This window comes from Novosphingobium huizhouense (genome assembly GCF_020179475.1).
Lineage (GTDB): Bacteria > Pseudomonadota > Alphaproteobacteria > Sphingomonadales > Sphingomonadaceae > Novosphingobium > Novosphingobium huizhouense.
Genome location: NZ_JAILXZ010000005.1, coordinates 55,518 through 81,075, shown reverse-complemented (window position 1 = coordinate 81,075; position 25,558 = coordinate 55,518). Strand labels below are relative to the sequence as shown.

27 protein-coding genes are annotated in these 25,558 nt (G+C 62.0%); 22 read left to right on the top strand and 5 right to left on the bottom strand.

What is annotated here, in order from left to right:
• Positions 1-74 precede the first annotated feature (74 nt).
• The 5 genes from K3A85_RS16625 to K3A85_RS16605 all read left to right on the top strand — a co-directional run bounded on the left by K3A85_RS16625 (position 75) and on the right by K3A85_RS16605 (position 4,044).
• Positions 75-1,325 carry a hypothetical protein gene (locus tag K3A85_RS16625; protein WP_107394499.1) on the top strand — a complete coding sequence of 417 codons (1,251 nt, stop codon included), beginning with the start codon at positions 75-77 and terminating at the stop codon, positions 1,323-1,325.
• 2 nt (positions 1,326-1,327) lie between these two features.
• Complete coding sequence (locus tag K3A85_RS16620; RefSeq protein WP_225207632.1) at positions 1,328-2,539, top strand: tyrosine-type recombinase/integrase; 1,212 nt, start codon at positions 1,328-1,330, stop codon at positions 2,537-2,539.
• A gap of 102 nt (positions 2,540-2,641) precedes the next feature.
• A complete protein-coding gene (locus K3A85_RS16615; protein WP_021243461.1) occupies positions 2,642-2,917 on the top strand; it encodes a metal/formaldehyde-sensitive transcriptional repressor in 276 nt (91 codons plus the stop codon).
• Between the two features lie 10 nt (positions 2,918-2,927).
• Positions 2,928-3,851, top strand: coding sequence for a CDF family Co(II)/Ni(II) efflux transporter DmeF (dmeF, locus tag K3A85_RS16610; RefSeq protein ID WP_225207631.1), 924 nt, complete (start codon positions 2,928-2,930; stop codon positions 3,849-3,851).
• A 25-nt stretch (positions 3,852-3,876) separates the two neighbouring features.
• Entirely contained in the window at positions 3,877-4,044 is a 168-nt protein-coding gene (locus K3A85_RS16605) for a DUF1289 domain-containing protein (protein ID WP_081659631.1), read from the top strand.
• Positions 4,045-4,072: 28 nt separating this feature from the next.
• Here the strand turns inward: K3A85_RS16605 and cueR are convergent, their stop codons facing one another.
• The 3 genes from cueR to K3A85_RS16590 all read right to left on the bottom strand — a co-directional run bounded on the left by cueR (position 4,073) and on the right by K3A85_RS16590 (position 7,816).
• Complete coding sequence (gene cueR / locus K3A85_RS16600; protein WP_021243459.1) at positions 4,073-4,459, bottom strand: Cu(I)-responsive transcriptional regulator; 387 nt, start codon at positions 4,457-4,459, stop codon at positions 4,073-4,075.
• On the bottom strand, positions 4,456-6,750 hold the full coding sequence (locus tag K3A85_RS16595) for a heavy metal translocating P-type ATPase (protein WP_404822971.1): 2,295 nt from the start codon (positions 6,748-6,750) through the stop codon (positions 4,456-4,458). Before K3A85_RS16595 ends, cueR begins: the two co-directional genes overlap by 4 nt.
• A 178-nt stretch (positions 6,751-6,928) precedes the next feature.
• The gene (locus tag K3A85_RS16590; RefSeq protein WP_225207629.1) at positions 6,929-7,816 is read right to left on the bottom strand and encodes an NAD(P)/FAD-dependent oxidoreductase; all 888 of its coding nucleotides are present in this window, start codon (positions 7,814-7,816) and stop codon (positions 6,929-6,931) included.
• A gap of 313 nt (positions 7,817-8,129) precedes the next feature.
• On the opposite strand from K3A85_RS16590, the gene K3A85_RS16585 reads away from it, so the two are divergent.
• Both K3A85_RS16585 and K3A85_RS16580 read left to right on the top strand, forming a co-directional pair.
• Complete coding sequence (locus K3A85_RS16585; protein ID WP_225207628.1) at positions 8,130-8,402, top strand: flagellar biosynthetic protein FliQ; 273 nt, start codon at positions 8,130-8,132, stop codon at positions 8,400-8,402.
• A gap of 99 nt (positions 8,403-8,501) precedes the next feature.
• Complete coding sequence (locus tag K3A85_RS16580; RefSeq protein WP_225207627.1) at positions 8,502-9,785, top strand: type II restriction endonuclease; 1,284 nt, start codon at positions 8,502-8,504, stop codon at positions 9,783-9,785.
• A 6-nt stretch (positions 9,786-9,791) separates the two neighbouring features.
• Here K3A85_RS16580 and copD read toward each other — a convergent pair whose 3' ends face one another.
• Positions 9,792-10,727, bottom strand: coding sequence for a copper homeostasis membrane protein CopD (gene copD / locus K3A85_RS16575; protein ID WP_318248097.1), 936 nt, complete (start codon positions 10,725-10,727; stop codon positions 9,792-9,794).
• Positions 10,728-10,731: 4 nt separating this feature from the next.
• Positions 10,732-11,124 carry a copper homeostasis periplasmic binding protein CopC gene (gene copC, locus K3A85_RS16570; protein WP_051035789.1) on the bottom strand — a complete coding sequence of 131 codons (393 nt, stop codon included), beginning with the start codon at positions 11,122-11,124 and terminating at the stop codon, positions 10,732-10,734.
• A gap of 211 nt (positions 11,125-11,335) precedes the next feature.
• On the opposite strand from copC, the gene K3A85_RS16565 reads away from it, so the two are divergent.
• The 15 genes from K3A85_RS16565 to K3A85_RS16495 all read left to right on the top strand — a co-directional run bounded on the left by K3A85_RS16565 (position 11,336) and on the right by K3A85_RS16495 (position 25,554).
• Positions 11,336-11,932 carry a c-type cytochrome gene (locus tag K3A85_RS16565; RefSeq protein WP_017502273.1) on the top strand — a complete coding sequence of 199 codons (597 nt, stop codon included), beginning with the start codon at positions 11,336-11,338 and terminating at the stop codon, positions 11,930-11,932.
• A gap of 135 nt (positions 11,933-12,067) precedes the next feature.
• Complete coding sequence (locus tag K3A85_RS16560; protein WP_017502274.1) at positions 12,068-12,349, top strand: hypothetical protein; 282 nt, start codon at positions 12,068-12,070, stop codon at positions 12,347-12,349.
• Positions 12,346-12,783, top strand: coding sequence for a periplasmic heavy metal sensor (locus K3A85_RS16555; protein WP_031290470.1), 438 nt, complete (start codon positions 12,346-12,348; stop codon positions 12,781-12,783). Before K3A85_RS16560 ends, K3A85_RS16555 begins: the two co-directional genes overlap by 4 nt.
• The gene (locus K3A85_RS16550; RefSeq protein ID WP_225207625.1) at positions 12,780-13,352 is read left to right on the top strand and encodes an RNA polymerase sigma factor; all 573 of its coding nucleotides are present in this window, start codon (positions 12,780-12,782) and stop codon (positions 13,350-13,352) included. The genes K3A85_RS16555 and K3A85_RS16550 overlap by 4 nt, the downstream gene beginning before the upstream one ends.
• A gap of 93 nt (positions 13,353-13,445) precedes the next feature.
• A complete protein-coding gene (locus K3A85_RS16545; RefSeq protein WP_225207624.1) occupies positions 13,446-15,341 on the top strand; it encodes a copper resistance system multicopper oxidase in 1,896 nt (631 codons plus the stop codon).
• Positions 15,338-16,591, top strand: coding sequence for a copper resistance protein B (locus K3A85_RS16540; RefSeq protein ID WP_225207623.1), 1,254 nt, complete (start codon positions 15,338-15,340; stop codon positions 16,589-16,591). Before K3A85_RS16545 ends, K3A85_RS16540 begins: the two co-directional genes overlap by 4 nt.
• Complete coding sequence (locus K3A85_RS16535; protein WP_225207657.1) at positions 16,582-17,307, top strand: PepSY domain-containing protein; 726 nt, start codon at positions 16,582-16,584, stop codon at positions 17,305-17,307. Before K3A85_RS16540 ends, K3A85_RS16535 begins: the two co-directional genes overlap by 10 nt.
• Positions 17,308-17,349: 42 nt before the next feature.
• Positions 17,350-17,796 (top strand): DUF305 domain-containing protein, encoded by a 447-nt coding sequence (locus K3A85_RS16530; RefSeq protein WP_017502281.1) that lies wholly within the window; start codon positions 17,350-17,352, stop codon positions 17,794-17,796.
• A 71-nt stretch (positions 17,797-17,867) separates the two neighbouring features.
• Positions 17,868-18,263: a DUF305 domain-containing protein gene (locus tag K3A85_RS16525; protein ID WP_017502282.1), complete on the top strand. Its 396-nt coding sequence runs from the start codon at positions 17,868-17,870 to the stop codon at positions 18,261-18,263.
• 46 nt (positions 18,264-18,309) lie between these two features.
• A complete protein-coding gene (locus tag K3A85_RS16520) occupies positions 18,310-18,753 on the top strand; it encodes a DUF411 domain-containing protein (protein ID WP_017502283.1) in 444 nt (147 codons plus the stop codon).
• 148 nt (positions 18,754-18,901) lie between these two features.
• Complete coding sequence (locus K3A85_RS16515) at positions 18,902-19,174, top strand: hypothetical protein (RefSeq protein ID WP_225207622.1); 273 nt, start codon at positions 18,902-18,904, stop codon at positions 19,172-19,174.
• Between the two features lie 103 nt (positions 19,175-19,277).
• Positions 19,278-19,562, top strand: coding sequence for a hypothetical protein (locus K3A85_RS16510; RefSeq protein WP_021243444.1), 285 nt, complete (start codon positions 19,278-19,280; stop codon positions 19,560-19,562).
• 135 nt (positions 19,563-19,697) lie between these two features.
• Positions 19,698-20,927: a TolC family protein gene (locus K3A85_RS16505; protein WP_017502287.1), complete on the top strand. Its 1,230-nt coding sequence runs from the start codon at positions 19,698-19,700 to the stop codon at positions 20,925-20,927.
• A complete protein-coding gene (locus tag K3A85_RS16500) occupies positions 20,924-22,417 on the top strand; it encodes an efflux RND transporter periplasmic adaptor subunit (RefSeq protein WP_017502288.1) in 1,494 nt (497 codons plus the stop codon). The genes K3A85_RS16505 and K3A85_RS16500 overlap by 4 nt, the downstream gene beginning before the upstream one ends.
• On the top strand, positions 22,414-25,554 hold the full coding sequence (locus K3A85_RS16495; protein ID WP_225207621.1) for an efflux RND transporter permease subunit: 3,141 nt from the start codon (positions 22,414-22,416) through the stop codon (positions 25,552-25,554). The genes K3A85_RS16500 and K3A85_RS16495 overlap by 4 nt, the downstream gene beginning before the upstream one ends.
• Positions 25,555-25,558: the final 4 nt, after the last annotated feature.

Below are 25,558 nucleotides of genomic sequence, written 5' to 3'. Positions count from 1 at the left end.
AATCCCAATGCCTTACAGTCCGGTCGTTTGGTAAAAACGACACAAGCAGCTCAGACCGGGCAGGGGCTTCACGCGTGGAAAAGACGGTTTTCTGGTCATGGCAGAGCGATCTCGACAGCCGGGTCACGCGCGAGGTCGTCCGTTTCGCGCTCGACGCCGCGATCATGATGTTGTCGGCCGACGTCGAAGAGGCCGATCGACCGAGCCTGACCTCGGACACCCAAGGGGTCGCCGGCACGCCCGATATCGTCGCAACCATTCTTCGCAAGATCGACGAGGCGGCGGTCTTCGTCGGGGACGTCACGCCGATCGCCGTGTCCGAGAGCGGCAAAGCCTGCGCGAACCCGAACGTCCTCCTCGAGATGGGCTATGCGAACCGAGCGCTGAGCGAGCACCGCGTCATCCAGGTCTGGAACACCGCGTTCGAGGGCGCCACGCTCGACAAGCTGCCGTTCGACATGCGGGGTAGGCGCGGACCGATCGCGTTTCACCTGCCGGTTGGCGCCGATACGACCGAGCTACGCCGCGTGCGCGGAGAATTGGCAAAGCAGCTCGCGGGCGCGTTGAAGGCCTCATTGGACGAACTTCCCCCGCTGCCGCCAGAAGCCATTCCCTGGCAGTCGCATTTCCCGGGTGATGCCGACGTCTGGTTTGATCGGTCCGAAGTGCAGACGGTGACCAATCCGATGCACGGCACGACGAAGCTGCGGTGGAAGCCGCACTTCGCGGGCTATGCGCGGATCATTCCGTCGAAATGGGCGGCGAAGCCGGGAGCAAAGCAAGCTCTGGCTGGCAGTGAGGGGCATCCGGCGCTGCTGGCACAGCCCAACGCGCTCAATTTCGGAATCAGCAAGGGCGGAGCGATGGTCTACTGGCCAGGCACAGCGGAGGAGGGCGTCGATCCCACGGTCGCCTTGACCCAGTGGTTCGAGAAGACCGGCGAAATCTGGGGCGTGGGCGGGGGGTTCCTGTTTCAGCGAGATGAAGAGCGGCTCACCCTGTCGACCGGCTATTTCTACCAGCGCTGGCTCCATTTTCTGGAGCGGAACTGCGCGCTGGTGCTCGCCCATGGTGGTTCGCTGCCGATCCATGTCCGGCTCGGCGTCACCGACATCAGGGACAGCTGGTGGCCGCGCGGCCCGTTCCAGTTCAATGACGAAGGCCACGCGGCGGTTGAGGACTCCTACGAGTACGATGCAACGCTAACGTCGATCGGGGTAGAGGAACTCCAGCGCGTCGCCGTCGCGGCCTTCAACGGCCTGGCCGCGGCTTACGGCATGGAGCCGTTCACCCACGACCAGATCATCGAACAGTCGAGGCCCTGAGCGTGGAACAACTGCCCGCCATAAGCCCAGTGACGGACCCGCCATCGGGATCGGGGGTCGATCTGGCATGGGAAGTGACGAAGCTTGGGGCCGGCCAGACGATCACCGTCAACAAGGCGCTCATCGATGCCTATCAGGCCGCCTCCTCGCCCCACAGCATCCGCGCCCTCAAATCCGATCTAGAGGCGTTCGATCTTTGGTGTCGGTGCTCGCACAGGTCGTCGCTGCCAGCGACCCCCGAACTCGTGGCTGACTATCTCGACGCAAGGGCGGGGAAGGGGGCCAAACCGGCTTCGCTCGGCCGCTACAAGGCGTCGATCGCGAAGATCCACCAGCTTCTCGATCTGAAGGATCCGACGCAGACCGAGCTGGTCAAGCTGCGGCTCCGGGCGATCCGGCGCGAGAAGGGGACGGCGCAGGTCCAGGCACGGCCGCTGCGCTTCAAGGGGCCGGTCCGTGATGTGGAGCGCGAGGCACCGCGAGGGCTGAACGTGCGGGCGTTGCTCGAGGCCTGCCCCGACGATCTGCCGGGACTGCGCGATCGCGCGCTGCTGTCGGTTGCCTATGATACGGGGCTGCGCGCCTCCGAGTTGGTGGCGATCGCGGTTGAGCACATTGTCGAGGCGCTCGATCCCGAGGCGCGGCTTCTCACGATACAGCGCAGCAAGGGCGACCAGGAAGGGGAGGGGGCGACCGCGTACCTGTCGCCGCGCTCGGTGCGCGCGATTGCGGCCTGGACGCAATCCGCAGGGATATCCTCTGGTCCGCTGTTTCGCCGCGTCCAGGTGCGGCGCTACAAGGCGCGAGCAGCGGTGAAGGGGCGTCGAATCGATAGTATCTCAAGCCGCGAAACCTGGGATCTACGCAAGACGCTCTCTAAGCCGGCGGTGCCGGCCCGGTTGGAGTTTGATGTCGGCAGTGTTGCCCTGCATCCCGGGTCGATCGGACCGATCTACCGGTCGATCATCCAGCGGGCGTTCGATCGCGGGGCTCTGAGCGATCTCACCGCCGACGATCTCGCGCGACTGCTCAAGGGGGTCAGCGCGCATTCGACACGCGTGGGGCTCAACCAAGACCTGTTCGCAAGCGGCGAGGATCTCGCCGGAATCATGGATGCGCTGCGCTGGAAGAGCCCGCGCATGCCGCTTGCCTACAATCGCAATCTTGCTGCCGAGGCGGGCGCAGCCGGGCGTTTGCTCAATAAATTGGCCTGACTGGTAAGCCGACTATCTGTCCAATCGCGAACTCGCCTAGGCGGCTCCGGGGCCTGAGACTGCTCTGGCTATCACCAACGAGATAGGGTAGGGGGGTATGCTATGGGACATTTGACCGAAGGCAGTGATGAGCTCCTGAAGCGCGTGCGACGTATCGCCGGGCAGGTCACGGCGATCGAGAAAGCGCTGACCGCCAACGCCGATTGCACGACGACTCTGCATCTCGTTGCAGCGGCGCGCGGCGCCATGAACGGGCTGATGGACGAGATTATTGAAGAGCATGTCCGAGCCCATGTGGCGGACCCCGACCTCACGGCCGAAGATCGTGCCGCGGGAGCAGACGAATTGATCGCGGTCATACGCCGCTACGCGAAATAAGGCTGAGATCATGACGACGTCCCACGATATTGACGCCTTTGTGCACGACCATGTGTATCTGGGGGCCTCTCACGACGACAACGCTCGTCGGACGCTGTGGGTGGTGGTGCTGACGGCTGTGATGATGATCGGCGAGATTTTCGCCGGCTATGTCACCGGATCGATGGCGCTGCTGGCCGATGGCTTCCATATGGCAACGCATGCTGGCGCGTTGAGTGTCGCAGCGATTGCTTATGCCTATGCCAAGCAGCATGCATCGAACCGGCGGTTCAGCTTCGGAACAGGCAAGGTCGGCGACTTGGCGGGCTTCGCCTCGGCGCTGGTGCTGGGCCTGATCGCCCTGGGGATCGGGATTGAATCGATCCTTCGGCTGTTCGAGCCCATAAAGGTTGCCTTCGGCGAGGCGACCCTGATTGCCGTCGTTGGGCTTGGCGTGAATATCCTCAGCGCCTTCCTGCTGTCGGGCAGCCACCACCACCATCATGGGCATGACGATCATGCCCACGACCATCATGCCCATGGCGGCGACAACAATCTCCGCTCGGCTTATGTGCATGTCCTCGCCGACGCTCTCACATCGGTATTGGCAATCGCGGCCCTTCTGGCAGGCCGCTACCTTGGCTGGGTGTGGATGGACCCCGTCATGGGGATCGTGGGAGCCGTCGTAATCGCCCGCTGGTCCTGGAGCCTGATGCGAGATACCGCCTCAGTCCTCCTCGACTCGACCGACAGCCATGTTGCCGAGGAAATACAGGATCTCGTTGAAGGGCCAGGCGATGTGCGTATTGCCGATCTGCATGTCTGGCGTGTCGGTCCCGAGGCCCATGCCGCCATCGTCGGAGTGGTCGGCAGTGCGGGGATCAATGCAGGCGTGATCCGCGACCGGCTCGTGCCGGTCCATGAGTTGAAGCACCTAACAGTCGAATGCCACTGACGAGGTTGCTGTTAAGTCGCCGTGCATAGACCTGTGCCGTTTCGATGGCACGACCGGGTGGTGTCGAGGGTGCGGTAGGTCCAAACCCGAATGCCGGGCATGGAAGAAGGCGCAGCCTCAACAGCAACGCAAGATTGCTGCCGATCTTCCGCGCCGGCTCGCGAAACTGGCGGGTCGCGAGTTGCAGAAATGAGCGCGAAGGCCCCGCGCGAAGACTAGATTCAAGATTCCAGATGCGTCAGGATCGGACATTCCGGCCGATTGTTACCGTGACAGCTCCTCGCCAGATCCATCAGCGCTGCTCGCATCGCATTAAGCGCGTCCGCCTTGCGGCCAAGGTCGGCTGCGCGGGACTCTGCCAGTGCCTTGACCTCGGCACTGGCGCGGGCCCGATCGGACCATAGATCAAGCAGCTTTCGGATTTCTTCGATTGGAAAGCCGAGGTCGCGGGCATTGGCTATGAACCGAAGTCGATGCACATCGGCATCCGAGTAGTCGCGATACCCACTATCCCGCCGCGCCGCCGACGGGATCAGGCCGATTTTCTCGTAATGGCGGATCATCCGCTGAGAGACCCCGCTCGCGTCCGATGCCGCGCCGATGTTCACAATTCCACCCGGTTGAGCCGCAATGCGTTCGTCACGACGCTGACGGAGGACAGTGCCATCGCGGCCGCCGCGATGATCGGCGAGAGCAGGATGCCGAAGATCGGGTAGAGCAGCCCCGCAGCGATCGGGACCCCGGCAGCGTTGTAGATGAAAGCGAAGAACAGGTTCTGGCGGATGTTGGACATCGTTGCTTCGCTCAAACGGCGCGCACGAACGATGCCGTTCAAGTCGCCCTTCAGCAGGGTGACGCCGGCGCTTTCGATTGCGACATCGGTGCCCGAGCCCATCGCAATGCCGACATCGGCGACGGCGAGCGCGGGCGCGTCATTAACTCCGTCGCCTGCCATGGCCACGATGCGCCCCTCAGCTTTCAATCGCGAGACCACATCGCTTTTCTGATCCGGCAACACTTCGGCTTCGACATCATCGATTCCAAGTTTCCGCCCGACCGCTTGTGCTGTTGTGCGATTGTCGCCCGTCAGCATGACAACCCGGATGCCCTCCTTGCGAAGCGCCGCGATAGCCTCAGCCGTCGTTTCTTTGATTGCATCGGCAATGGCAAGGATGCCGGCGGCCTGTCCGTCGATCCCGATGAAGATGGCGGTCGCGCCGTCTTGGCGCAGCTCATCCGCCTGCGGCTCAACGGCGCGAACCTCGATCCCGTTTTCTGACAGGAAGCCGGCATTGCCCAGCGTGATGCGCTTGCCATCGACCGTGCCGATCGCTCCCTTGCCGGTTGGGGAATCAAAGTCGGTGACCTCGGGAAGCGCAATCCCCCTATCCTTGGCGGCGGCGACCACGGCCAGCGCCAGCGGATGTTCCGATGCCCGCTCCACGCCGGCGGCAAGCCGCAGAAGCTCGGTCTCCTCATAGCTTGTCGCGGGAACGATGCGGGTAACCGACGGCCGCCCCTCGGTCAGCGTGCCGGTCTTGTCGACGACCAGTGTGTCGATCTTCTCCATCCGCTCCAGGGCTTCGGCATTCTTGATCAGCACGCCGAGCCCTGCGCCCCGGCCGATGCCGACCATGATTGACATCGGCGTCGCCAGCCCCAAGGCGCAGGGGCAGGCGATGATGAGGACAGCGACAGCGGCGATCAGGCCATGGGCCAGACGCGGCTCTGGCCCCCAGATCCCCCACACGCCAAAGGCAATGACCGCGATCAGCAGGACCGCAGGCACGAACCATCCCGCGACCCGATCGGCCAAGCGCTGGATGGGTGCCCTCGAACGCTGGGCGTCAGCGACCATCTGAACAATACGGGCCAGCATCGTGTCGCGTCCGACCTTCTCTGCGCGAATGACGAGGGCGCCGCTCTGGTTGATCGTTCCGCCGATGACCGCATCGCCCAGCGCCTTCGTGACCGGCATCGACTCGCCCGTCACCATCGACTCGTCGAGCGAAGATCGGCCGTCTTCGACCTTGCCGTCGACGGGTACTTTTTCGCCAGGCCGGACACGGAGACGATCACCGACGGCCACCTGCTCGAGCGACACCTCCTCGTCATTCCCATCGGCACCAATGCGGCGCGCGGTCTTGGGCGCGAGGTTGAGTAGCGCCTTGATCGCGCCCGAAGTCCGCTCGCGGGCGCGCAGCTCGAGCACCTGGCCCAGCAGCACGAGCACGGTGATGACGGCGGCGGCCTCGAAATAGATCGCGACTGTGCCGTCCATCATTCGAAATGCTGACGGGAATACCGAGGGGGCGATGGTCGCCACCACGCTGTAGGCCCAGGCCACGCCCGTGCCCATCGCGATCAGGGTAAACATATTGAGGTTGCGCGTCCGAACGGACACCCAACCGCGTTCGAAGAATGGCCATCCCGCCCAGAGCACGACCGGGGTAGCCAGCGCAAACTGAAGCCAACCAGATAGTCGCGGCGGCACAAGAGTGTGCAGCGTCGGGAATAGATGACTGCCCATCTCCAGGACAAAGACCGGGATGGTGAGCAGCAAGCCGATCCAGAAACGCCGGGACATATCCAGAAGTTCACCGCTCGGCCCAGTGTCTGCCGTCACAAGTTCCGGCTCAAGGGCCATGCCGCAGATCGGGCATGGCCCGGGATGATCCTGGCGGACCTCCGGGTGCATGGGGCAGGTCCAGACTGCGCCCGGTTGAGCGGTTGCCGCCTCCTTCTCACCCTCGGACAGGTAGCGCTCCGGGTCAGCGACAAACTTCGTGCGGCAACCCGCGCTGCAGAAATGATAGTCCTCGCCGTCATGCGAGGCATGATGTGACGTTCCCGTCGGATCAACCATCATCCCGCAAACCGGATCTTTGACCGCTTTCACGTCCGTGCCGCCACCGTGCTTGCCGGCGCAGCAGCTATGGGCGCCCGAATTGCTAGCTGGAACAGGATCAGTCACAGGCTCGTCTCCTTATCGACGAAATGAAATCTGGGGTCTGACATCGTGTCAGGGTCAAGCCCGACATGCATATATTTTTGATGGCTGATTCTGCGCTGGCGTCTCAGCCGGGCAACAGATTGTGGATCGCCGTTGCAGCCTTGGCGGCCTGACCGGCCGCAACAGCAATTTGATCCAGCCCTTCGACCATGTCGCCAGCAGCGAACAGGCCGCTGACCGTCGTTTGTTGATGCTCGTCGACGACAATGCACCCTGCCTGGTCCAGTTTCGCACCGGCCATGTGCGCGAGTTCCGAGCGAGGGGAGGTTCCGAGGGCAACATAAAGGGTGTCGAACCGAAGCGATCGGCCATCGGTCAACTGAGCGATCAGATTCTTTCCATCGATCGACAAACCTCGGACAGGGGCGTGTTCGACCGCGATACCGCGTCGAGCCAGATCTGCCTCTTCGGCCTCCGAAAGTTGCGAGCCGTCCTGCGCGAGCAAGGTGACGGTGTCGCTATAGTGCCGCACGAATACAGACTCGGCGGCGCCATGGTCTGAGCACCCCAGCACGGCCACCCGCTTGCCGCGTACCTCATAGCCGTCGCATATCGGGCAATAGCGTATCAGACCTTGCACGAGGCCTCGATCATGCATTTCCAGCGCCATTTGCGGACGATGATTTATCACGCCTTGGGCAAGCAATATCGTGCGGGTATTGACGGCCTCGACACCTGTAGTGACCAGGAAGCCCGTCCGGGTCTGTACAATCCCATTGGCTAAACCATCGGAGAGCTTCGCGCCGTAACGCAGGGCATGCCGGCGCATCCGCGACAGCAGATCGTCGCCCGATATGCCTTCTGGAAAACCCATCAGGTTGTGCGTGGCTGGAATGGAGGCCGCGCGGCCGTCGCCAGCATCGATGACCAGCGTAGAACGCAGAAACCGGCCCAGATAGGTGGCTGCTGTCAGCCCTGCCGGACCGCCGCCTATGATGACACAATCGTACATGCGAGCCTTTCGCTGACCTCGGCCGTCACTGATATTACGCGGTACGACGCCTCTTCCCTCGAACAGAGACGCGCTCTTCCAAAAAAAGATCGGGTCGTGAGGGGTAAACGCCAGCGCTGCGTAAATTCAGATGAAGCACATCGCCTGGCAGGATGGACAGCCGAGGTGCCCACGGGTCGCAGCGTGGCGCCGGGGCGAGCGGATGTGGGGAAGACGGATTGGCATCAACCGATCGCGCTCCGTGTCGCTCGCCCCGCAACATAGGTTGCAGCATCACGGGCAGGGGCGTCCGCATCATAGTCGGGTGGGAGCAATGGAGACCTACAGCCCTTTCTCAACCTCGATGGGCCAGGCGCTTTGGGTGATCATGCTCGTCGCTGGCCCCCCGCTGATAATCATGTTGGTGGTCGGGCTGATTGTCTCGATGATCCAGGCTGCTACATCGATCAGCGAACAGACCGTGAGCTTCGTCCCGAAGCTCCTGGCGTTCATCTTGTTCCTCGCGCTTTACGGGGCAACCGCTGGCGATCTCCTGATCGACTATACCCGTGACCTGCTGACGCATATTCCGGACGATATCAAATAATGAGATCCGATTTTCATTCGGGGCGACCGCGCAAAAACTGGCCGAATACGTGGCGGAGTGCTAGCGTCGGAGAGGATCGGCGCGAAAGGGGAGCGGGGTTTGGCGGAGTTTGAATTGCTGGCGCGGCAACTGATCCAGCGATGGAAGGAAGATCCGAACGCGACGTACCAGAGCTGGTTTCTATGGGACGAGCGCATCAAGAATTTTCGCTCGATCAGGCGTGGTCTGGCTCAAGTGGTTGCCGAGATCGAAGCCAGTCGGTTTGGCGTGGCCTATCGCGGTTCTTCTCTGGAGACGGTCGTTCATTCAGTCGCCGAGCAGAGACAGATATTCAAGGGAGCGGACCATGCGTTTCTCTGGAAGCCCAAATTGCGCATTCCCGACATCTATGAAAACCCGGCAAACCAGCGCGCGTTTGGTCGATTGCTGGACCATTGCGCCTGTTGCGACACCGCGGAAGAGATCATCGCAGGTATTCACACGATCGATCGTCTAAACATCAAAGGGCTGGGGCCAGCGGTGGCTAACCTCCTCTATTTCCTGCATCCAACCCTCGTGCCGCCGTTCAACACGGCGATCGTCAACGGCTATAACAAGCTGACCGGCGGCAAGGTGAAGCTCGGAAGCTGGCAGCATTTTCTCGCAATGCGCTCGGGCGTGCTCGATCTGAACGAGCGTTTTCGCGATCTGCTCTCGAACGATCTGGGCGCCATTGGTGGCCTTCTGTTCGACATCGGCTCGGGCCGCTATCCCGCGCCCCCGCGCGACGAGGAAGACCAGACTCTAAGATCCTGGGCCGCGCGCCTCGAGCAAGCCCGGGCCGAAGCTCAAACCCTCAACAAAGCGCTGCAAAAGCAGGGCGAGAGTGACCGCACCCATTCGGAAATCCAGGCGTGGCTGCGCGATATCGGTCTAGCGCTGGGGTATGACATCTGGATCGCATCCAATGACCGGGGACGGCTGCATGACGGGGTGCGCTTGGGGGAGGGGTGCCTCGAGAGCCTGCCAACTTCCATTTCGACATCGACGGGAGCGGATGCGATCCGCCTCATCGATGTTTTGTGGCTGGAGCAAGGCGGCGACCGGGTCGCGGCAGCCTTCGAAGTCGAACATTCGACCTCCATCTATTCGGGTATCGTCCGGATGCTGGACCTTGCGCTGAGCGGCAGCGATCTTCACGCGACAGCCGGATTGTTTCTTGTCGCTCCTGACGCTCGCGAAAGCGAAGTCCGCGCGCAAATCGCAAGGCCCGCGTTCAACCGGATCGCGGACCTCGAAATCGCCTATCTTCCCTATGGCGAGCTCGAACGGCACAAGGAGGCGATTTCCCGGTTTGGCTCGGGTCTAAAGGCGATCAAGGCGATATCGCGCGCGCTGCCTTGATGCCTTTTACATCCCGGAGGCAGGTGGCGCCAACAGCCCCAACCAGGCAACTAAGATAAGAATGGTAACGGCGCAGCCGGTCTCGATTGCGAGGCTGCGGCGGAGCGACCCTATCGCCGAGGAGGTGTTGCCTGTCTCGATCGCCGCCGCGAGCGACGGCGTCAGAAAGTAGCGATTGGCCGCCGCCAGCAACAGCATCAAGCCGAACAGCAGCAGCTTTGCCACCAGCAGCAGGCCATAGAGGCTGGTAAACATGGATCCCAGATTGGAGGGGCCGATCAGTATCCAACTATTGATCAAACCCGACACGATAAGCAGCGCCACGACCACCGATCCGACCTTCGCAAATCCATCCAGCGCGCGGTGCGAGAGGTGAATGTGATCCACCGCCATGCGCGCGGCAGGGCGGAAAACGAGGAGGCAAAGCGCGAACAACGCGCCTACCCAGATGCCAGCTGCCCAGAGATGGATGATATCGGCACCAAGATGGACCCATCCCCGCAAGCCTTCGTCGGCAGCGCTATGCCCCGTCCAGGCCAAGGTCGCCAGAGCGACAGCGGCGGTCGCTGACAGCGACCACAGGGCGAAAGCGGGACGCCGCCAACCGACGATGGAAAAATAGAGCACGAGCAGGAGGGCCGCGACCCGTACCTGCCAGACCGTCCCGATCGCAGTGCCCGATATGAGAAGATTGACCGTGGCGCGGTCTACCTGATCGAGTGGCACGCCCCCCATCGAGGCCGCCAAGACCATCATGCCCAGGATAGATAATACGATACCGGCCAGCGCGATTGTCGCCAACACCGACCGGAAACGCAGGACCGAGCCGGATGCCCGCTCAGTCCCGCGCAACGTGTAGAGGCCGAACATCGGCAACCCGAAGAGGAGCATGAGATCGAGGAAAAGTCCCAGCCTCACTGCGATCGCTATGATGTCCGGCACGGTCTTACTGGACCTTGAAGGTGTAGCTGCCCTGGATGCGATGGGTGTCAGCAGAGACGACGTGATAGTCGACCTTGTAGGTTCCAACCGGCAACGGCTTGGCAAGCGTCGCGACGAGCGTCTTGCCATCGGCGCCCACGGTGGCCTTGACGCCGTTCATCTTCATCGGCGCCATCTTCATGCCTGGCATTTCGGTCATCGTCAGGTCGAGCCCGGAAAATTGTGCGACGAGCGCTTCAGAAAAGACGAGCTGAATTCTGGTCGGGGCGGCGACCACGGCATTTGCGGCAGGGGTGGCGGCATTGAGCTTAGGGTGAGCCTGCGCAGCGGTAGCGGTGAGGACAGACGCCGCCATGGCGACGGCAAAGATTGTTTTACGAAACATCGATTTCTCCATGGGCGGCGAGACTGCCGACACATCGAATTACGCACCACGCGGCGCCACCCCTCATCAGGCGCGCAAGAATTCTGCAAATCAGAACCCCGGCGGGATTTGCGAATGAGATCTGCGCGACAGATGAGGGATCGAAGCTTGCAGTGCGTATGGACAATTGGATGGGTGTGAGAACCACCCGGATCCAAGGGACGCTGCCGCTCGGGAGGAAGCTATGGAGAATGCTAGGACGACTTGGCTGCGCAGGCACTTTCCAAGTGTAGGTTTTATCGCTGCGACAGCGCTGGTCGGCGGCGCGCTAGCGGGGATCGTCGTCTATGTGGGTGCCTATGACATCGGGGCGGATTCGCCGCACACCAAACCGGTCTATTGGCTGATCGAGCAGCTCCGAGATCGTTCCATCGCCGTGCGATCTCGTGATGTGAATGTCCCGGCCAACCTTGGGGACGTGAAGCGGCTGCAGAGCGGGGCGGGGCTCTACACCGAGATGTGCAGCGGCTGCCATCTCGGGCCAGGACTGGAAAAGTCCGAAATCAGCCAGGGACTCTATCCGAGGGCGCCGGAGCTTTCCCGCGAGGAGCAAAGATCGCCAAAGGAGCAATTCTGGATCATCAAGCATGGGGTCAAGCTGACCGCGATGCCAGCTTGGGGTAAGACCCATAGCGACGAACTGATCTGGGATATGGTGGCTTTCGTAAGGCAACTTCCGCGTATGTCGCCCGCCCAATATCAGGCGGCAATAGCCAGTGCGCCCGAAGACCATGACGCGATGATGAAGGATATGCCCGGCATGACGAAGACGGCGCCATAGCGTTGCGGCTGCTCCGTCGCTGTTGCTCAGATCTGCCCGCTATGTGCGATGCTTTGACGGACAGGCTGATAGAGGGGAAAGTAAAGAACACGTCTTGGGCCGTTGCCCCGGATTGATTGAGGATTGGACTTTTCGATGGATACCGACCTGGACCGGCTGCTGAGCCGCTTACGCAACGAACCGACGCATCCGGGGCTGATTGGTCTGGAGGATGCTGTGTTCCGACGCATAGCGGCATTGCCGCAGGTTTCGACCGCGTCTCAATTCCGCCTCGGTGCGGTCGCGGCTTTCGGAGCGGTACTGCTGGGTATCGCCAGCAATGGCTTTACGCCGCGTGCCGAGGCGTCGGTCACGCTATCGCCTTTCGGGCCATCAAATCCGCTTGCCCCTTCGACGCTGCTGGTAGGTTCTCAATGAAGCCCAAATTGCTCCTCCTCGTCGCCATCGTCGCCTTTGCATCGGCGGTTGCGGGCGTGTTCCTGGGCCGCTACTTTTTCCCGCAGCCCAAGGCAGCCGGCGTCGAGCTCCACGATGTCTTGCACAGCAAGCTCGATCTGGATGATCGTCAGAAGGCCAAGATCGAGCTGCTAGAGCAGGGTTTCGCCGTGCGTCGGCGCGCGCTGGAGCTTGAACTGCGATCGGACAATGCGCGTCTCGCAGCCGCGATCGAGGTCGAACATGGCGAAGGGCCGCGTGTGACCGCGGCCGTCGATCAGTCGCATCAGGCAATGGGCGAACTGCAAAAGGAAACGCTCGGGCACATCTTCGCCATGCGGCAAATCCTTCGCCCCGATCAGGCCAAGACCTTCGATCAGGCGGTGGTTCATGCGCTCACCGACGATGCACGGTGAGTCTGGATCTCCAGGCGTGTTCGGACGGTGAACTAGCGGCACTGACGCTTGCCGGTCGGCAGTCGGCTTTCGCCGAGATCATGCGTCGGCACCAGACAGCGATATTTCGACTGGTGCGCGGCCTGGTCGGGAATGCCGAGGAAGCACTTGATCTCACGCAGGACTGCTTTGTATCCGCGTTCAGCCATCTGCGGAAATATGATGGTGCGCGTCCGTTGCGCGCCTGGCTATCCCGGATCGCGATTAACAAATGTCGCGATTGGCGCCGCCGCCAGAGGGTGCGGCAGCTCTTCACATTTGGCTCCGCGCCGTCGGATGATGAGATTGAGCAAGTGCCGGATGACGCACCCTCCGCACATGCCAGTGCTGAATCGAAAATAGAGGTGGAGCGACTGTCGGCGGCGATCAGCGCATTGCCTAGCACGTTGCGTGAAGTCCTGATGCTCAGGACCGTCGAAGGACTCAGTCAATCAGAGGCTGCCAAAGCGCTTTCCGTCAGTAGCAAGGCTGTGGAGACGCGCCTGTATCGCGCGCGCGCGCGCCTTGCAGAAATACTCGCTGAGGAATGAGGGGTGCGCGCTGCTCGCGCGTAAGGATAAACAGATACCGCGCTTGAGCGTCTTTGCGGACCCAAAGTGCTGCATGTTGAACAAGGAGATATTATGTCCCCCGGATTGAACCGCCGCGACCTTTTCCGTGGCGCTGCGCTGGCCGGCGGCGGCCTCGCATTGTCGGCATGGCTGCCGGCATGGGCTCAGCCCGTATCGTCCGGCATTGCCAAGCCACTGCCAACGGTCAGCGGCGATGATATCACGCTCAAGATCGCGCATCAGATGATGACGATCGATGGTCGGCAAAGCCATGCCATCGGCATTAACGGCACGGTTCCGGCGCCGCTCATCCGTTTGCGACAGGGCCAAAACGTCCGCCTGTCGGTGATCAACGATCTTGAGGAGGACAGCTCGATCCACTGGCACGGTCTGCTTTTGCCATTCCAGTTCGACGGCGTGCCCGGCATTAGCTTCCCCGGCATCAAGCCCAAGTCGACTTTTGTCTACGAGTTCCCCATCGTCCAGGCTGGCACCTATTGGTATCATAGCCATTCGGGGCTGCAGGAGCAGTTAGGTCATTACGGACCGATTGTCATCGACCCGGAAGGCGAGGATCCGATTCAGTCGGATCGAGAGCATGTCATCGTGCTCTCCGACCATAGCCAGATGCATCCGCACGCAATTTTCCGGAAGCTCAAGCAGGTCGGCGGTGGCTATTTCAATTATCAGCGGCAAACGCTGGCCGGTTTGCTGGCCAAGGAAGACCAACCCCTCAAGGACCGACTTGACTGGGGCAATATGCGGATGGATCCGACCGACGTGTCCGATGTCACGGGCTCGACCTATACCTATCTCGTGAATGGGCATGGCCCACGGGACAACTGGACCGCGCTTTTCAAGCCAGGTGAGCGCGTTCGCCTGCGTTTCGTCAATGCCTCCGCGATGACGACGTTCAATGTCCGGATTCCCGGTCTCAAACTTACGGTTGTTCAGGCCGACGGGCTCAATGTCAGGCCGGTCGAGGTCGACGAGTTTCAGATCGCGGTTGCCGAGACCTATGATGTCATCGTTACTCCGACCGATGATCGCGCCTACACGCTGGTCGGTGAATCCGTTGATCGTTCGGGCATGGCACGCGCCACACTGGCTCCGCGTGAAGGCATGACGGCCGAAGTTCCGCCGCTCCGCAAGCGGCCCCTTGCCGATATGAAGGACATGGGCATGGGGGACATGGATATGAGCGGCATGTCCGGCATGGACCACGCAGCAATGGGGCATCACATGTCTGCCGGCGGAGCTGCCGCGGGCGGGATGGCAGGCATGGATATGGGGGCCGGCGCGTCGATGCCAAGCATGCAAAAACCGGCGGATAGTTCCATGGCCAACATGCCCGGAATGGGCAGCGGGTCCGGTGATACAATGGGCGGCATGGCGATGGGCGGAATGGGCGGCATGAACATGCGCGACGCCAGCAAAGCGCCGCAGGTTAAGATGGGACCGGGTGTCCAGACGATCTCGCCCATGCCGATGGATCGCACGGGAGAACCGGGACAGGGTCTCGAAGACGTTGGCCACCGGGTTCTTGTCTATCGCGATCTCATGGCGGTGGAGCGCAACCCCGATGTTCGCGCGCCAGACCGCGCGATGGAAATCCACCTGACCGGGAATATGGAACGCTATATGTGGTCGTTCGATGGGGTGAAGCTCAGTGACAAGCGCGAGCCCATTCCCTTTATCGAAAACGAAAGGGTCCGCGTCACGCTCGTCAATGACACGATGATGTCGCACCCGATCCATCTTCATGGGCATTTCTTCGAGCTGGTGACCGGGCATGGCGAGTATTCGCCGCGCAAACACACCGTCAATGTCGCACCAGGAGGCAAGGTAAGTTTCGACGTCACCGCAGACGCAGTCGGCGACTGGGCGTTTCACTGCCATATGCTCTATCACATGCATGCCGGGATGATGCGCGTCGTCTCTGTCCGTCCCCGGGGAGATGCCGCATGAAGTCGCTTTTCCTTCTGATCGGCGCGGCCCCGCTCGCCTTGGCGACCCCCGTCAGCGCGCAGTCGATGCAGAATATGCCGGGCATGAACATGCCTGCTGCTCAGCCAGCGGCGAAGAAAAAGCCGGTGGCCAAGCCAGCAAGCCAGCCCAGGCGTGCCGCTGCGCCCACGCCTAAGGGCAAGCCTGCGACCCCGAAGCGTCGGGCTCCGGCAGCAAAACCCAAGTCGGCGCCGCACGACATGTCGGGGATGGGCGCTATGCCCGGCATGGAGATGCCCGGTGACAAGACGCCTCCAACGGCCGACCCTCATGCCGGCCACGACATGTCTGGCATGCCTGGCATGACCATGCCCGATGGGGCGGGCGGTACGATGAAACACGACATGCCCGGCATGGACATGCAGGCGGCACCCGGCGGTCAGCCGATGCAGCACGATATGTCGTCGATGCCCGGCATGGCGATGGACGGGCCGATGGCAGGCCATGGCGCTGGTGGCACCAGTCTCATGCCCGGCAACGCCCCTGCACCCCAACCTCCTACCGACAACTATGCCGACCGCGTCTACAAAAACGGCGAGATGGCAGATTCGCGTACCATGCTGCATAAGGAACATGGCGGCACATCCAGCTCGATGATCCTGTTCAATCTGGCGGAATATCAGGCCAAAAATGGCCGCGACGGGTATCGCTGGGATGGCGAAGCGTGGTTCGGCAAGGATCTCGACCGGCTCGTGGTCAAGACTGAGGGCGAGGGGGCATTACGCGAAGGTGTCGATAGTGCCGAGATCCAGGCCCTCTACAGTCGCGCGCTCGATCCTTATTGGAACCTGCAGGCTGGTATCCGGTACGACTTCAAGCCAAACCCGTCCCGGACATATGCGACGATCGGGATCGAAGGCCTCGCGCCTTATTGGTTCGAAACCGAGGGAGCCTTGTTCCTGTCGAATAAGGGGGAGGTGCTTGGGCGCATCGAGGGCTATTATGATCAGCGCATAACCCAGCGCTTGATCTTGCAACCCCGGGTCGAACTGAACCTCTCGGCTCAAAACGTGCCCGAGACGCGGATTGGAGCGGGGCTGTCCAACGCCGAGCTGGGGCTGCGCCTACGCTACGAAGTCCGCCGCGAGTTCGCTCCCTATATCGGCGTTTCCTACGATCGGAAGTTCGGTCGCACGGCAGACTATGCGCGGGCGGATGGCAATGACGTCAAGTCGGCGAGCTTCGTCATCGGCGTTCGGACCTGGTTCTGAGAAGCACCAAACTCCGTCTCCACATCGGGGCTAGCCGCGTTCATCGCTGGCTGGCCCTGATCATCGGGGTTCAGCTGCTGCTTTGGTTTGCCAGCGGTCTTGTCATGAGCCTGTTGCCGATTGAGCGAGTCCGCGGTGAACATCTTATCGAGCGATCGTCGTCGGCCACATTGAAACAGTCGAGATTGCGCGCGCCGTTGGACCTAGTGTTGCGCGTGGCGACCAATCCCGTGCGTGAAGTTCGATATCGCGCGCTGCTCGGCCGCGAGATAGCGGAGGTCGAGTTCGTTGATGGCACGATATCACTTCACGATGCAGAGACGGGGCGTCGCCTTCGCCCCTTGGACGCTGCAATGGCTCGCGCGGTGGCGGTACAGGCCTACCGAGGCACGTCGGAGCCGCCGAGCGTCCGCCTAGTTGCGGCGGCGACCTCAGAATTCAAGGGCGTCCTGCCGGCCTGGCGGGTGGACTTCCCTGACCGCGAAGCGACCCGCGTCTATGTTGCCCAGAATAGTGGTCGGATCGTCGCTGTAAGAAATGGAACGTGGCGCCTGTACGATTTCTTCTGGGCGCTCCACATCATGGATTGGAAAAACCACGAAAATTTCAACACGCCGTGGTTGATGGCGTTTGCCGCAGGTGGTCTCGCATTGGCGATCGCGGGTTCGGCACTTTTGTATCTTCGGTGGCCGCGAAAGCGACGCCGCACGGGTTGAATAGTCAAGCAGGATCGGGGCGGGGGCCAAAGGAGACGACCAATGATGAAAAATGCCTATGCGAGCCTCGCCCTGCAGACCTTGGTTGGCGGCGTCATCATGTATCTGGTGATGTTCGTCATGATCGACAGCTTGGGGAGCTTCTACAACAACCTGAATATGCTCTACATGACGCTAATGATGGTGGCGCCCATGGTGGTGCTGATGGTCCTCGCGATGGGCCATATGTTCCCGTCGAAAAAGGCAAACGCGGCCCTTATATTAGGGTCAGTTGCGATATTCGCCGGATCATTTGCCCTCATCCGCACGCAAACAACGATCGGCGATACAGCATTCCTCCGATCGATGATCCCGCATCATTCGGGCGCGATCCTGATGTGCCGCGAGGCCTCCTTGAAGGATCCGGAAATCGTTCGTCTGTGCAGCGGCATCGAGGAATCTCAGCGCCGCGAAATCGATGAAATGAAGGCTATTCTAGCCCGCAAGTAGGCTTCGCGCTCCCGTTCCCGTAAATTTTGTGCCGCCTCACGAGGGAAATGGCGCGCCCATGCGTATTATCAATGCGGGGCGCTGAGGAGAGAATTGTGAAGAAAATAGTCCCCATCATCATCGCTGGATTGGTGGCCGCGCCGGCGATCGCCCAAATGCAGGGCATGGACCATAGCAAGATGGACATGCGCCAGACCATGAACCCCACGCCAGCCAATCCTTACCCGCCTGCAGAAATGGAGATGCATCAGAAGATGATGTCCGCCACGGGCAGCGATGCAACGGAGACCTGGGTGCGCAAGATGATCGAGCATCATCGCGGTGCGATTGCGATGTCACGCATCGTTTTGCGCGACACCAAGGACGCGCAGGTCCGAATGATGGCGAACAAGTCAATCACCGAGCAAACGCGAGAAGTGGGCGAGCTTCAAGGCTGGCTGAGAGCCCACAACAAGCGCGCCCAATAGACCTTTCCTCCCCCGCCCAGGGGCGGGGGAACCAATAAGGGATCGTATGACACTCAAATTTGCCCTCGCTGCGTTCATAGCAGCCTTCTCCGTCGCCAGCGCCGAAGCTGCCCCGATCATCATGCATCGTGACCCTGGTTGCGGTTGCTGCGAACAGTGGGCGGCCCAGGTGCGCAGACAATTTGGACAAAGCGTCAATATCGTCGACGACCAGCAACGCGGCCGCTTTCAACGCGCTCAAGGCGTGCCCGCTGCGCTGGCATCATGCCATACTGCAATTGTCGATGGCATGGTTTTCGAGGGCCACGTTCCCATTGCCGACATGAAGCGCGCGATCGCGAAGCGCCCGAAGGGCGTAAAGGGATTGGCCGTAGCGGGCATGCCGCTGGGTTCTCCGGGGATGGAAGTCCCCGGCCAAAAACCACAACCCTACTCTGTCATCGCCTTCGGATCGGCGGGTCAGACGGTATTTGCCCGACACGGCGGGTGACCATCTCGTTGATCTTTGATGCTACGAGGCGTAATAAATAACGGCTGTGAAACGCGTTTTGCAACTTCTTCTCCTTCTGGGAGCCATGGTTGGCTTGATTGGCCAAGCGGCGGCCTTTGCGTCCGCTCCGCCTGCGATGTCCGCCCCAATGGCCACGTCTGTGCAGGCCGTGGCTGGGATGTCGGAAGACTGCATGAAGATAATGGCACAGCAGCAACAACCTGCTCAGAAGCCTTGCAAGGGCATGACCCTGGAATGCATCGCGGCCATGGGCTGCGTCGTTCCGCTGGCCGTTCGTAATGACGCGCCTATGCTGGAAGCACGCGAAGCCAGTCCAGCTCTGCCCTTCTGGGCAACCATCACTGTCCTGCACGGCAGTGACCTCACTCCCGAACCGGAACCACCGACTCTCCTTGGCTGATCGACACCGGCTGCCAGGCTGACAGGATTCTTGCGTCTATCGCGCATCTGAAAATCCTGTCTGACCCGCGGCTACCACGATATTTTGCCCAAGGATTACAGTCATGAAGAACCGTGTTTTCTATGCCCTGCTGGGCATTGCGCTTGCCGCTCCCGTTGCCGCTTTCGCCGGCGAACCCAACACAAACTCGCAGTCTGGCCATTATGAATGGCGTCAATCGCCAAACTATGGCCCGCGTGCGCCATCTATGAGCCCCCGTCGCGTCTGGGTGCCCGATGCTCCGCAGATGGCGAACTGCAACTGCGACATGATGAAGATGAGCGCGGCGGACTGCATGAAGGAGATGCATAGCATGGCATCGCCTTCGTCGGCTCCCTCGGCCGGCTAGGCACAGCCTCTGGCCGTGTAAGGTCGCATAGACGGCCAGGCCAGCAGTGGCGGCGGGATTGCCCCCATCCCGCCGCCACTGACATGCCTGCCAGAGTGCGCGACGCCGGCCTGATCCTCCGATCAGGAGTTTTCCATGCGATTGTTTGTTTGTCTGCCGCTGCTCGCGGCGATCCCCGGCGTTGCATTCGCTGGTCCCCTCACTTTCGACGCTGCGCTCCAGCGCGCGCGGCAGGAAGCGCCGTCGATCAAGGCCAAGGCGCTCGCCGCCGAGGCCGCTCGTTCCGCTCGTGGCGGCGCCGGATCGCTACCTGATCCGACTCTGGCCGTTGGGCTCGACAGTTTCCCGATCTCGGGGCCATTGGCGTTTGCTCCCGGGCAGGACAATTTCACGATGGCGCGGGTGGGCGTGTCCCAGGATATTCCCAACCTCGCCAAGCGCCGTGCGCAACGCGCCCGCGCTGACAGCGATATCAAGGCTGCAGATGCCGACACCGCATTTGAGGCGCGTTCGGTTGAGGTCGGCACTGCGCTTGCCTGGATCAACCTTGCCTATGCCGAGCGCCGGCTGACCGCGCTTGATGATCTTCTAGCCCGTCTGGAGCGCGTGGTGCGGACAACGCCCAGTGCCGTCGCGTCGGGCAATGCCCGGCCTGCGCAGACTCTTGCCGGCCGACAGGCTATCGCCTCATTAGAAGATCGTCGCAGCGAACTGGTCTCAAACATAGCGCGGGCACGGGCTGCTCTGACGCGATGGACGGGTGACCCGGCGCCTGAAATTGCCGGATCTATTCCCGACTTCCCTGTCGATGGGGCCGAACTGCGCGCTGGCCTGGATCGCCTTCCCACCATGGCAATGATCGACGCCCAGTCCGGTCAGGCAATGGCCGATGTGCGTATGGCCGATGCCAACCGCCGTTCCGACTTCGGGGTGAACCTTGCCTATCAACGCCGCGACCCTCGTTTTGGAGATTATGTGTCAGCCGGTGTGACGGTCAGTCTGCCCTTCTTTACCCGCAGTCGACAGAATGCGGGCATTGCGGCGGCCCAGGAGAATGCCGGACGCATCCTGGCCGAACGCGACGCGGCCCTGCGGGCGCTGGCCGCTGATCTCGAAACCGATCTTGCGGACCATATCATGCATCATGAACAGTGGCTGCGCGCGCGGGACACATTGCTGCCACTCGCCGAGCAGCGGGTGACGTTGGAGACGGCAAGCTACGGGGCAGGTCGCGCCAATCTTGTCGATATCGCGGATGCCTATGCGGCCCTTGCCGACGTCACCCTCAACACTCTCGACCGTGAAGCCCTTGTCGCTGCTGACGGTGTTCGACTGAACCTTACGTATCGGAGCGAATCGCAATGAGCCATTTCACAATCCCTCGGGGCGGCCTTTTCGGTGCCGCGGCGCTGCTCGCGGTCGCCGCTGGCGGGGTCGGTTTCACCATCTCTGAATGGAGAGGAGGATCACCCGACGCTACGGCCGCCAAACCGCCGGCACGCAAGATCCTCTATTGGTATGACCCGATGATCCCCGCTGAGCATCATGACGGTCCAGGCCTGTCGTCGATGGGAATGCAAACAATCCCGCGCTATGCGGATGAGGTGGGGGCAAGCGCGGCACAGCCGGGAATATCGATCGACCCGTCCGCCTCCCAGGCGCTCGGGATGCGAACGGTGGCTGTGCGGCGCGGCGAATTGGCGAGCAGTCTCACCGCCACCGGCACGATCGACTTCAACCAGCGCGACGTTGCGATCGTTCAGGCGCGTGCAGGCGGCTTCGTTTCCCGTGTCTATGGCCGCGCACCTGGTGATGTGATCGGTGCAGGCGCGCCGCTTGCCGATGTTCTGGTGCCGGAATGGGGCGGCGCACAGACCGAGTTTCTGGCGGTCCGCCGCACCGGCAACGCCGCTCTGATCCAGGCCGCGCGTCAACGGCTCATGCTGCTCGGCATGCCCTCCGGCACGATCGCATCGGTCGAGCAAACCGGACGACCGCATAATGTGATCACCATCTCCACGCCCACGGGCGGCGTGATCAAGACGTTGAACGTGCGGGGCGGCATGACCTTGATGGCAGGCCAGACGCTTGCCGAGGTCAACGGGCTCGGCACGGTCTGGTTGAATGCCGCCGTGCCGGAAGCGGTCGCCGGTCCCTTGAAGCCTGGACAAGCGGTGCGAGCCGCGCTTGCAGCCTTCCCCGGCGAAACCATCTCCGGGCGCGTTTCGGCGATCCTCCCCGAGACACAGGCCGACAGCCGCACACTCACCGTTCGGATCGAGCTGCCCAATCGCGGCGGGCGACTGCGTCCCGGCATGTTTGCGACCGTCTCGTTTGGCGGGAGCGCGCAGCCGGCGTTGCTGGTGCCGTCCGAAGCCCTGATCCGCACTGGCAAGCGCACGTTGGTCATGCTCGCGCTCGACAAGGGGCGCTACCGCCCTGCCGAGGTGCAAACTGGGAGGGAAGCTGGCGATGATACGGAGATTCTGGCGGGCCTGAGCGAAGGCGAAAAGATCGTCGCTTCGGGTCAGTTCCTGATCGATTCCGAAGCAAGCCTCTCGGGCGTGGAAGCACGGCCGATCGGTGCTGACATGCCAAAGAGTCCTGCCAAACCTATGCCGACCGGCGCAGTCTATGAGACCGTCGGTACGATCGAAAAGATCACCGCCCAGTCGGTGACGCTGAGCCATCAAGCCGTGCCAGCCATTGGCTGGCCAGCGATGACGATGACGTTTCAGCTCACAGACCCGAAAGTCGCGCGCGGCTTAAAGACGGGCGACCGGGTCCGGTTCGGGTTCGATCAACCACCGAGTGGACCAACCGTGCGACGCATGGCGAAGGTAATGGGCCAGTGATCGCCCATCTCATCCGCTGGTCAGTCAGAAACCGCTTCTTCGTCATGATCGGGGTGCTGACGCTGATCGGCGTGGGCGTCTGGGCGGTGCGATCGACCGCGATCGATGCGTTGCCCGATCTCTCGGACACGCAGGTGATCATCCGCACCTCCTATCCCGGGCAGGCGCCGCAGATCGTCGAGAACCAAGTCACTTATCCGCTCACCACCACAATGCTCTCTGTGCCCGGCGCAAAGACCGTCCGCGGCTATTCCTTCTTCGGCGACAGCTTTGTCTATGTGATCTTCGAGGACGGCACCGATCTCTATTGGGCGCGCAGCCGCGTGCTCGAATATCTCAACCAGGTACAAGGCCGGCTGCCGGCCAGCGCCCGCAGCGCGCTGGGGCCGGATGCGACCGGGGTGGGCTGGGTCTATGAATATGCGCTGGTCGATCGCACTGGCCGCCACGATCTCTCGCAGCTTCGCGGGCTTCAGGACTGGTTCCTGCGCTACGAGCTGAAAACGGTAACGGGGGTCGCAGAGGTCGCCAGCATTGGCGGCATGGTGAAGCAATATCAGGTGCTGCTCGATCCGGTGAAGCTCGCCGCCTACGGCGTGACCCGCGCCCAGACGGTCGATGCCATTCAGAAGGCCAATCAGGAGAGCGGCGGCTCGGTACTGGAGATGGCCGAGGCCGAATATATGGTCCGTGTCTCCGGCTATCTGAAGACGCTCGACGATTTCCGCGCCATTCCCTTAAGGACCGCAGCCGGCGGTGTGCCGGTGCGACTGGGCGACGTTGCCACGATCCAGGCCGGCCCCGAGATGCGGCGCGGGATTGCCGAACTGAACGGTGAGGGCGAGGTCGCGGGCGGCGTTGTGATCCTGCGCTCGGGCAAGAATGCGCGCGAGACAATCGCGGCGGTCAAGGACAAGCTCGCAGAGCTCAAGAAGGGCCTGCCACCCGGCGTCGATGTGGTTACGGTCTATGATCGCTCGCAGCTCATCGACCGCGCCGTTGAGAATCTGACCCACAAGCTGGTCGAGGAATTCATAGTCGTTGCGATCGTCTGCGGGCTCTTCCTTTGGCATGTCCGTTCGGCGCTCGTTGCAATCCTCACGCTTCCGCTTGGTGTGCTGGCAGCCTTCGTCGTCATGCGTTTCCAGGGGGTCAATGCCAACATCATGTCGTTGGGCGGCATCGCGATCGCCATCGGCGCGATGGTCGATGCCGCGGTCGTCATGATCGAGAATGCCCATAAGAAAATCGAGCGATGGGAGGAGGATCACCCGGACGAACATCTCGAGGGGGATACCCGATGGACCGTCATCACCGAAGCGGCAGCCGAAGTTGGGCCAGCGCTGTTCTTCAGCCTTCTGATCATCACCCTGTCGTTCATTCCGGTGTTCACGCTGGAAGGACAGGAAGGGCGGCTGTTCGCACCGCTCGCTTTCACCAAGACCTATGCGATGGCGTCGGCGGCGATCCTGTCGGTGACCCTGGTGCCGGTGCTCATGGGTTTGCTGATCCGGGGCAAGATTCCGCCCGAGCAGTCCAACCCGGTCAATCGCTGGCTGACGAACATCTACCGGCCCGCGCTCGACTGGACGATGCGGCGGCCAAGGACCGTACTGCTGATCGCGGCGCTCGCTTTTGCAACAACCGCCTGGCCGCTCACCCAGCTTGGCGGCGAGTTCATGCCGAAGATGGAGGAGGGTGATCTGCTCTACATGCCCTCGGCGCTGCCGGGTCTCTCGGCGGCGAAGGCGTCGGACCTGCTCCAGCAGACCGACCGCCTGATCAAGACCGTGCCCGAGGTCGAGAGCGTGTTCGGCAAGGCCGGCCGCGCCGAGACTGCCACCGATCCTGCGCCGCTTGAGATGTTCGAGACGACGATCCAGTTCAAACCTCGCGACCAATGGCGACCGGGCATGACTCCGGACAAGCTGGTCGAGGAGCTTGATCGAACGGTAAAACTGCCCGGCCTCGCCAATGTGTGGGTGCCGCCCATTCGCAACCGGATCGACATGCTGGCGACCGGCATCAAGAGCCCGATCGGGGTCAAGGTGTCGGGTGCTGACCTCGCTGAGCTCGACCGCATCGCGCACGATGTCGAGACGGTTGCGAAAACCGTGCCTGGGGTCAGTTCGGCGCTCGCAGAGCGCTTGACGGGCGGGCGCTATGTCGATGTCGATGTCGATCGGGCCGCTGCCGCCCGATTTGGGCTCAATATTACGGACGTGCAGCGGATCGTCTCTGGCGCGATCGGCGGCGAGACGATCGGCGAGACGGTCGAGGGGCTGGCACGGTATCCGATCAGCGTCCGCTATCCGCGGGAGCTACGCGACAGTCTTGACGGAATACGGATGCTGCCGGTCCTGACCCCGTCCGGACAGCAGATCACGCTCGGCACCATTGCGCGCGTCTCGATCGCTGAGGGGCCCCCGATGCTCAAGACCGAAAACGCCCGCCCATCGACCTGGGTCTATGTCGACGTGCGCGGACGCGACCTTGCGTCGGTCGTAAGTGACCTGCAGCATGCGATCGCAAGACAGGTGACGCTCTCGCCAGGGGTTAGCGTCGCCTATTCGGGACAGTTCGAATATCTCCAGCGTGCCGTTGCCAAATTGAAGCTCGTCGTGCCGGCGACGCTGCTGATCATCTTCGTGCTGCTCTACATGATCTTCGGGCGGTTCGATGAAGCAGCTTTGATCATGGGGACGTTGCCGTTCGCGCTCACCGGCGGCATCTGGATCCTCTATCTGCTCGGCTTCAACCAGTCGGTCGCCACCGGGGTAGGTTTCATCGCGCTCGCTGGCGTCTCCGCCGAATTCGGCGTCGTGATGCTGATCTACCTGAAGAACGCCTTGGAAGAGCGCACCGATCCGGATGTCGCCGAGGTCGAGACGGCAGTGCGCGAAGGCGCACTGCTCCGCGTTCGGCCCAAGGCGATGACGGTCGCCGTGATCCTCGCTGCCCTCTTGCCGATCCTGCTGGGATCGGGCGCCGGATCCGAAGTCATGAGCCGGATCGCCGCGCCGATGATAGGCGGCATGCTGACCGCGCCGCTGTTGTCGATGTTCGTCCTGCCTGCCGCCTATCTGCTGCTTCGGCGGCCGAAGATGAAGCCCAATGACCAACACGTTTCATTATAAAGGA

Bases quoted from the DNA above. Each gene is read 5' to 3' on its own strand.
- K3A85_RS16615 (WP_021243461.1), top strand. From the start codon at position 2,642: ATGGGACATTTGACCGAAGGCAGTGATGAGCTCCTGAAGCGCGTGCGA.
- dmeF (WP_225207631.1), top strand. From the start codon at position 2,928: ATGACGACGTCCCACGATATTGACGCCTTTGTGCACGACCATGTGTAT.
- K3A85_RS16590 (WP_225207629.1), bottom strand. From the start codon at position 7,816: ATGTACGATTGTGTCATCATAGGCGGCGGTCCGGCAGGGCTGACAGCA.
- K3A85_RS16585 (WP_225207628.1), top strand. From the start codon at position 8,130: ATGGAGACCTACAGCCCTTTCTCAACCTCGATGGGCCAGGCGCTTTGG.
- copC (WP_051035789.1), bottom strand. From the start codon at position 11,124: ATGGAGAAATCGATGTTTCGTAAAACAATCTTTGCCGTCGCCATGGCG.
- K3A85_RS16565 (WP_017502273.1), top strand. From the start codon at position 11,336: ATGGAGAATGCTAGGACGACTTGGCTGCGCAGGCACTTTCCAAGTGTA.
- K3A85_RS16560 (WP_017502274.1), top strand. From the start codon at position 12,068: ATGGATACCGACCTGGACCGGCTGCTGAGCCGCTTACGCAACGAACCG.
- K3A85_RS16555 (WP_031290470.1), top strand. From the start codon at position 12,346: ATGAAGCCCAAATTGCTCCTCCTCGTCGCCATCGTCGCCTTTGCATCG.
- K3A85_RS16545 (WP_225207624.1), top strand. From the start codon at position 13,446: ATGTCCCCCGGATTGAACCGCCGCGACCTTTTCCGTGGCGCTGCGCTG.
- K3A85_RS16540 (WP_225207623.1), top strand. From the start codon at position 15,338: ATGAAGTCGCTTTTCCTTCTGATCGGCGCGGCCCCGCTCGCCTTGGCG.
- K3A85_RS16530 (WP_017502281.1), top strand. From the start codon at position 17,350: ATGATGAAAAATGCCTATGCGAGCCTCGCCCTGCAGACCTTGGTTGGC.
- K3A85_RS16525 (WP_017502282.1), top strand. From the start codon at position 17,868: ATGCGGGGCGCTGAGGAGAGAATTGTGAAGAAAATAGTCCCCATCATC.
- K3A85_RS16520 (WP_017502283.1), top strand. From the start codon at position 18,310: ATGACACTCAAATTTGCCCTCGCTGCGTTCATAGCAGCCTTCTCCGTC.
- K3A85_RS16515 (WP_225207622.1), top strand. From the start codon at position 18,902: ATGGCCACGTCTGTGCAGGCCGTGGCTGGGATGTCGGAAGACTGCATG.
- K3A85_RS16510 (WP_021243444.1), top strand. From the start codon at position 19,278: ATGAAGAACCGTGTTTTCTATGCCCTGCTGGGCATTGCGCTTGCCGCT.
- K3A85_RS16505 (WP_017502287.1), top strand. From the start codon at position 19,698: ATGCGATTGTTTGTTTGTCTGCCGCTGCTCGCGGCGATCCCCGGCGTT.
- K3A85_RS16500 (WP_017502288.1), top strand. From the start codon at position 20,924: ATGAGCCATTTCACAATCCCTCGGGGCGGCCTTTTCGGTGCCGCGGCG.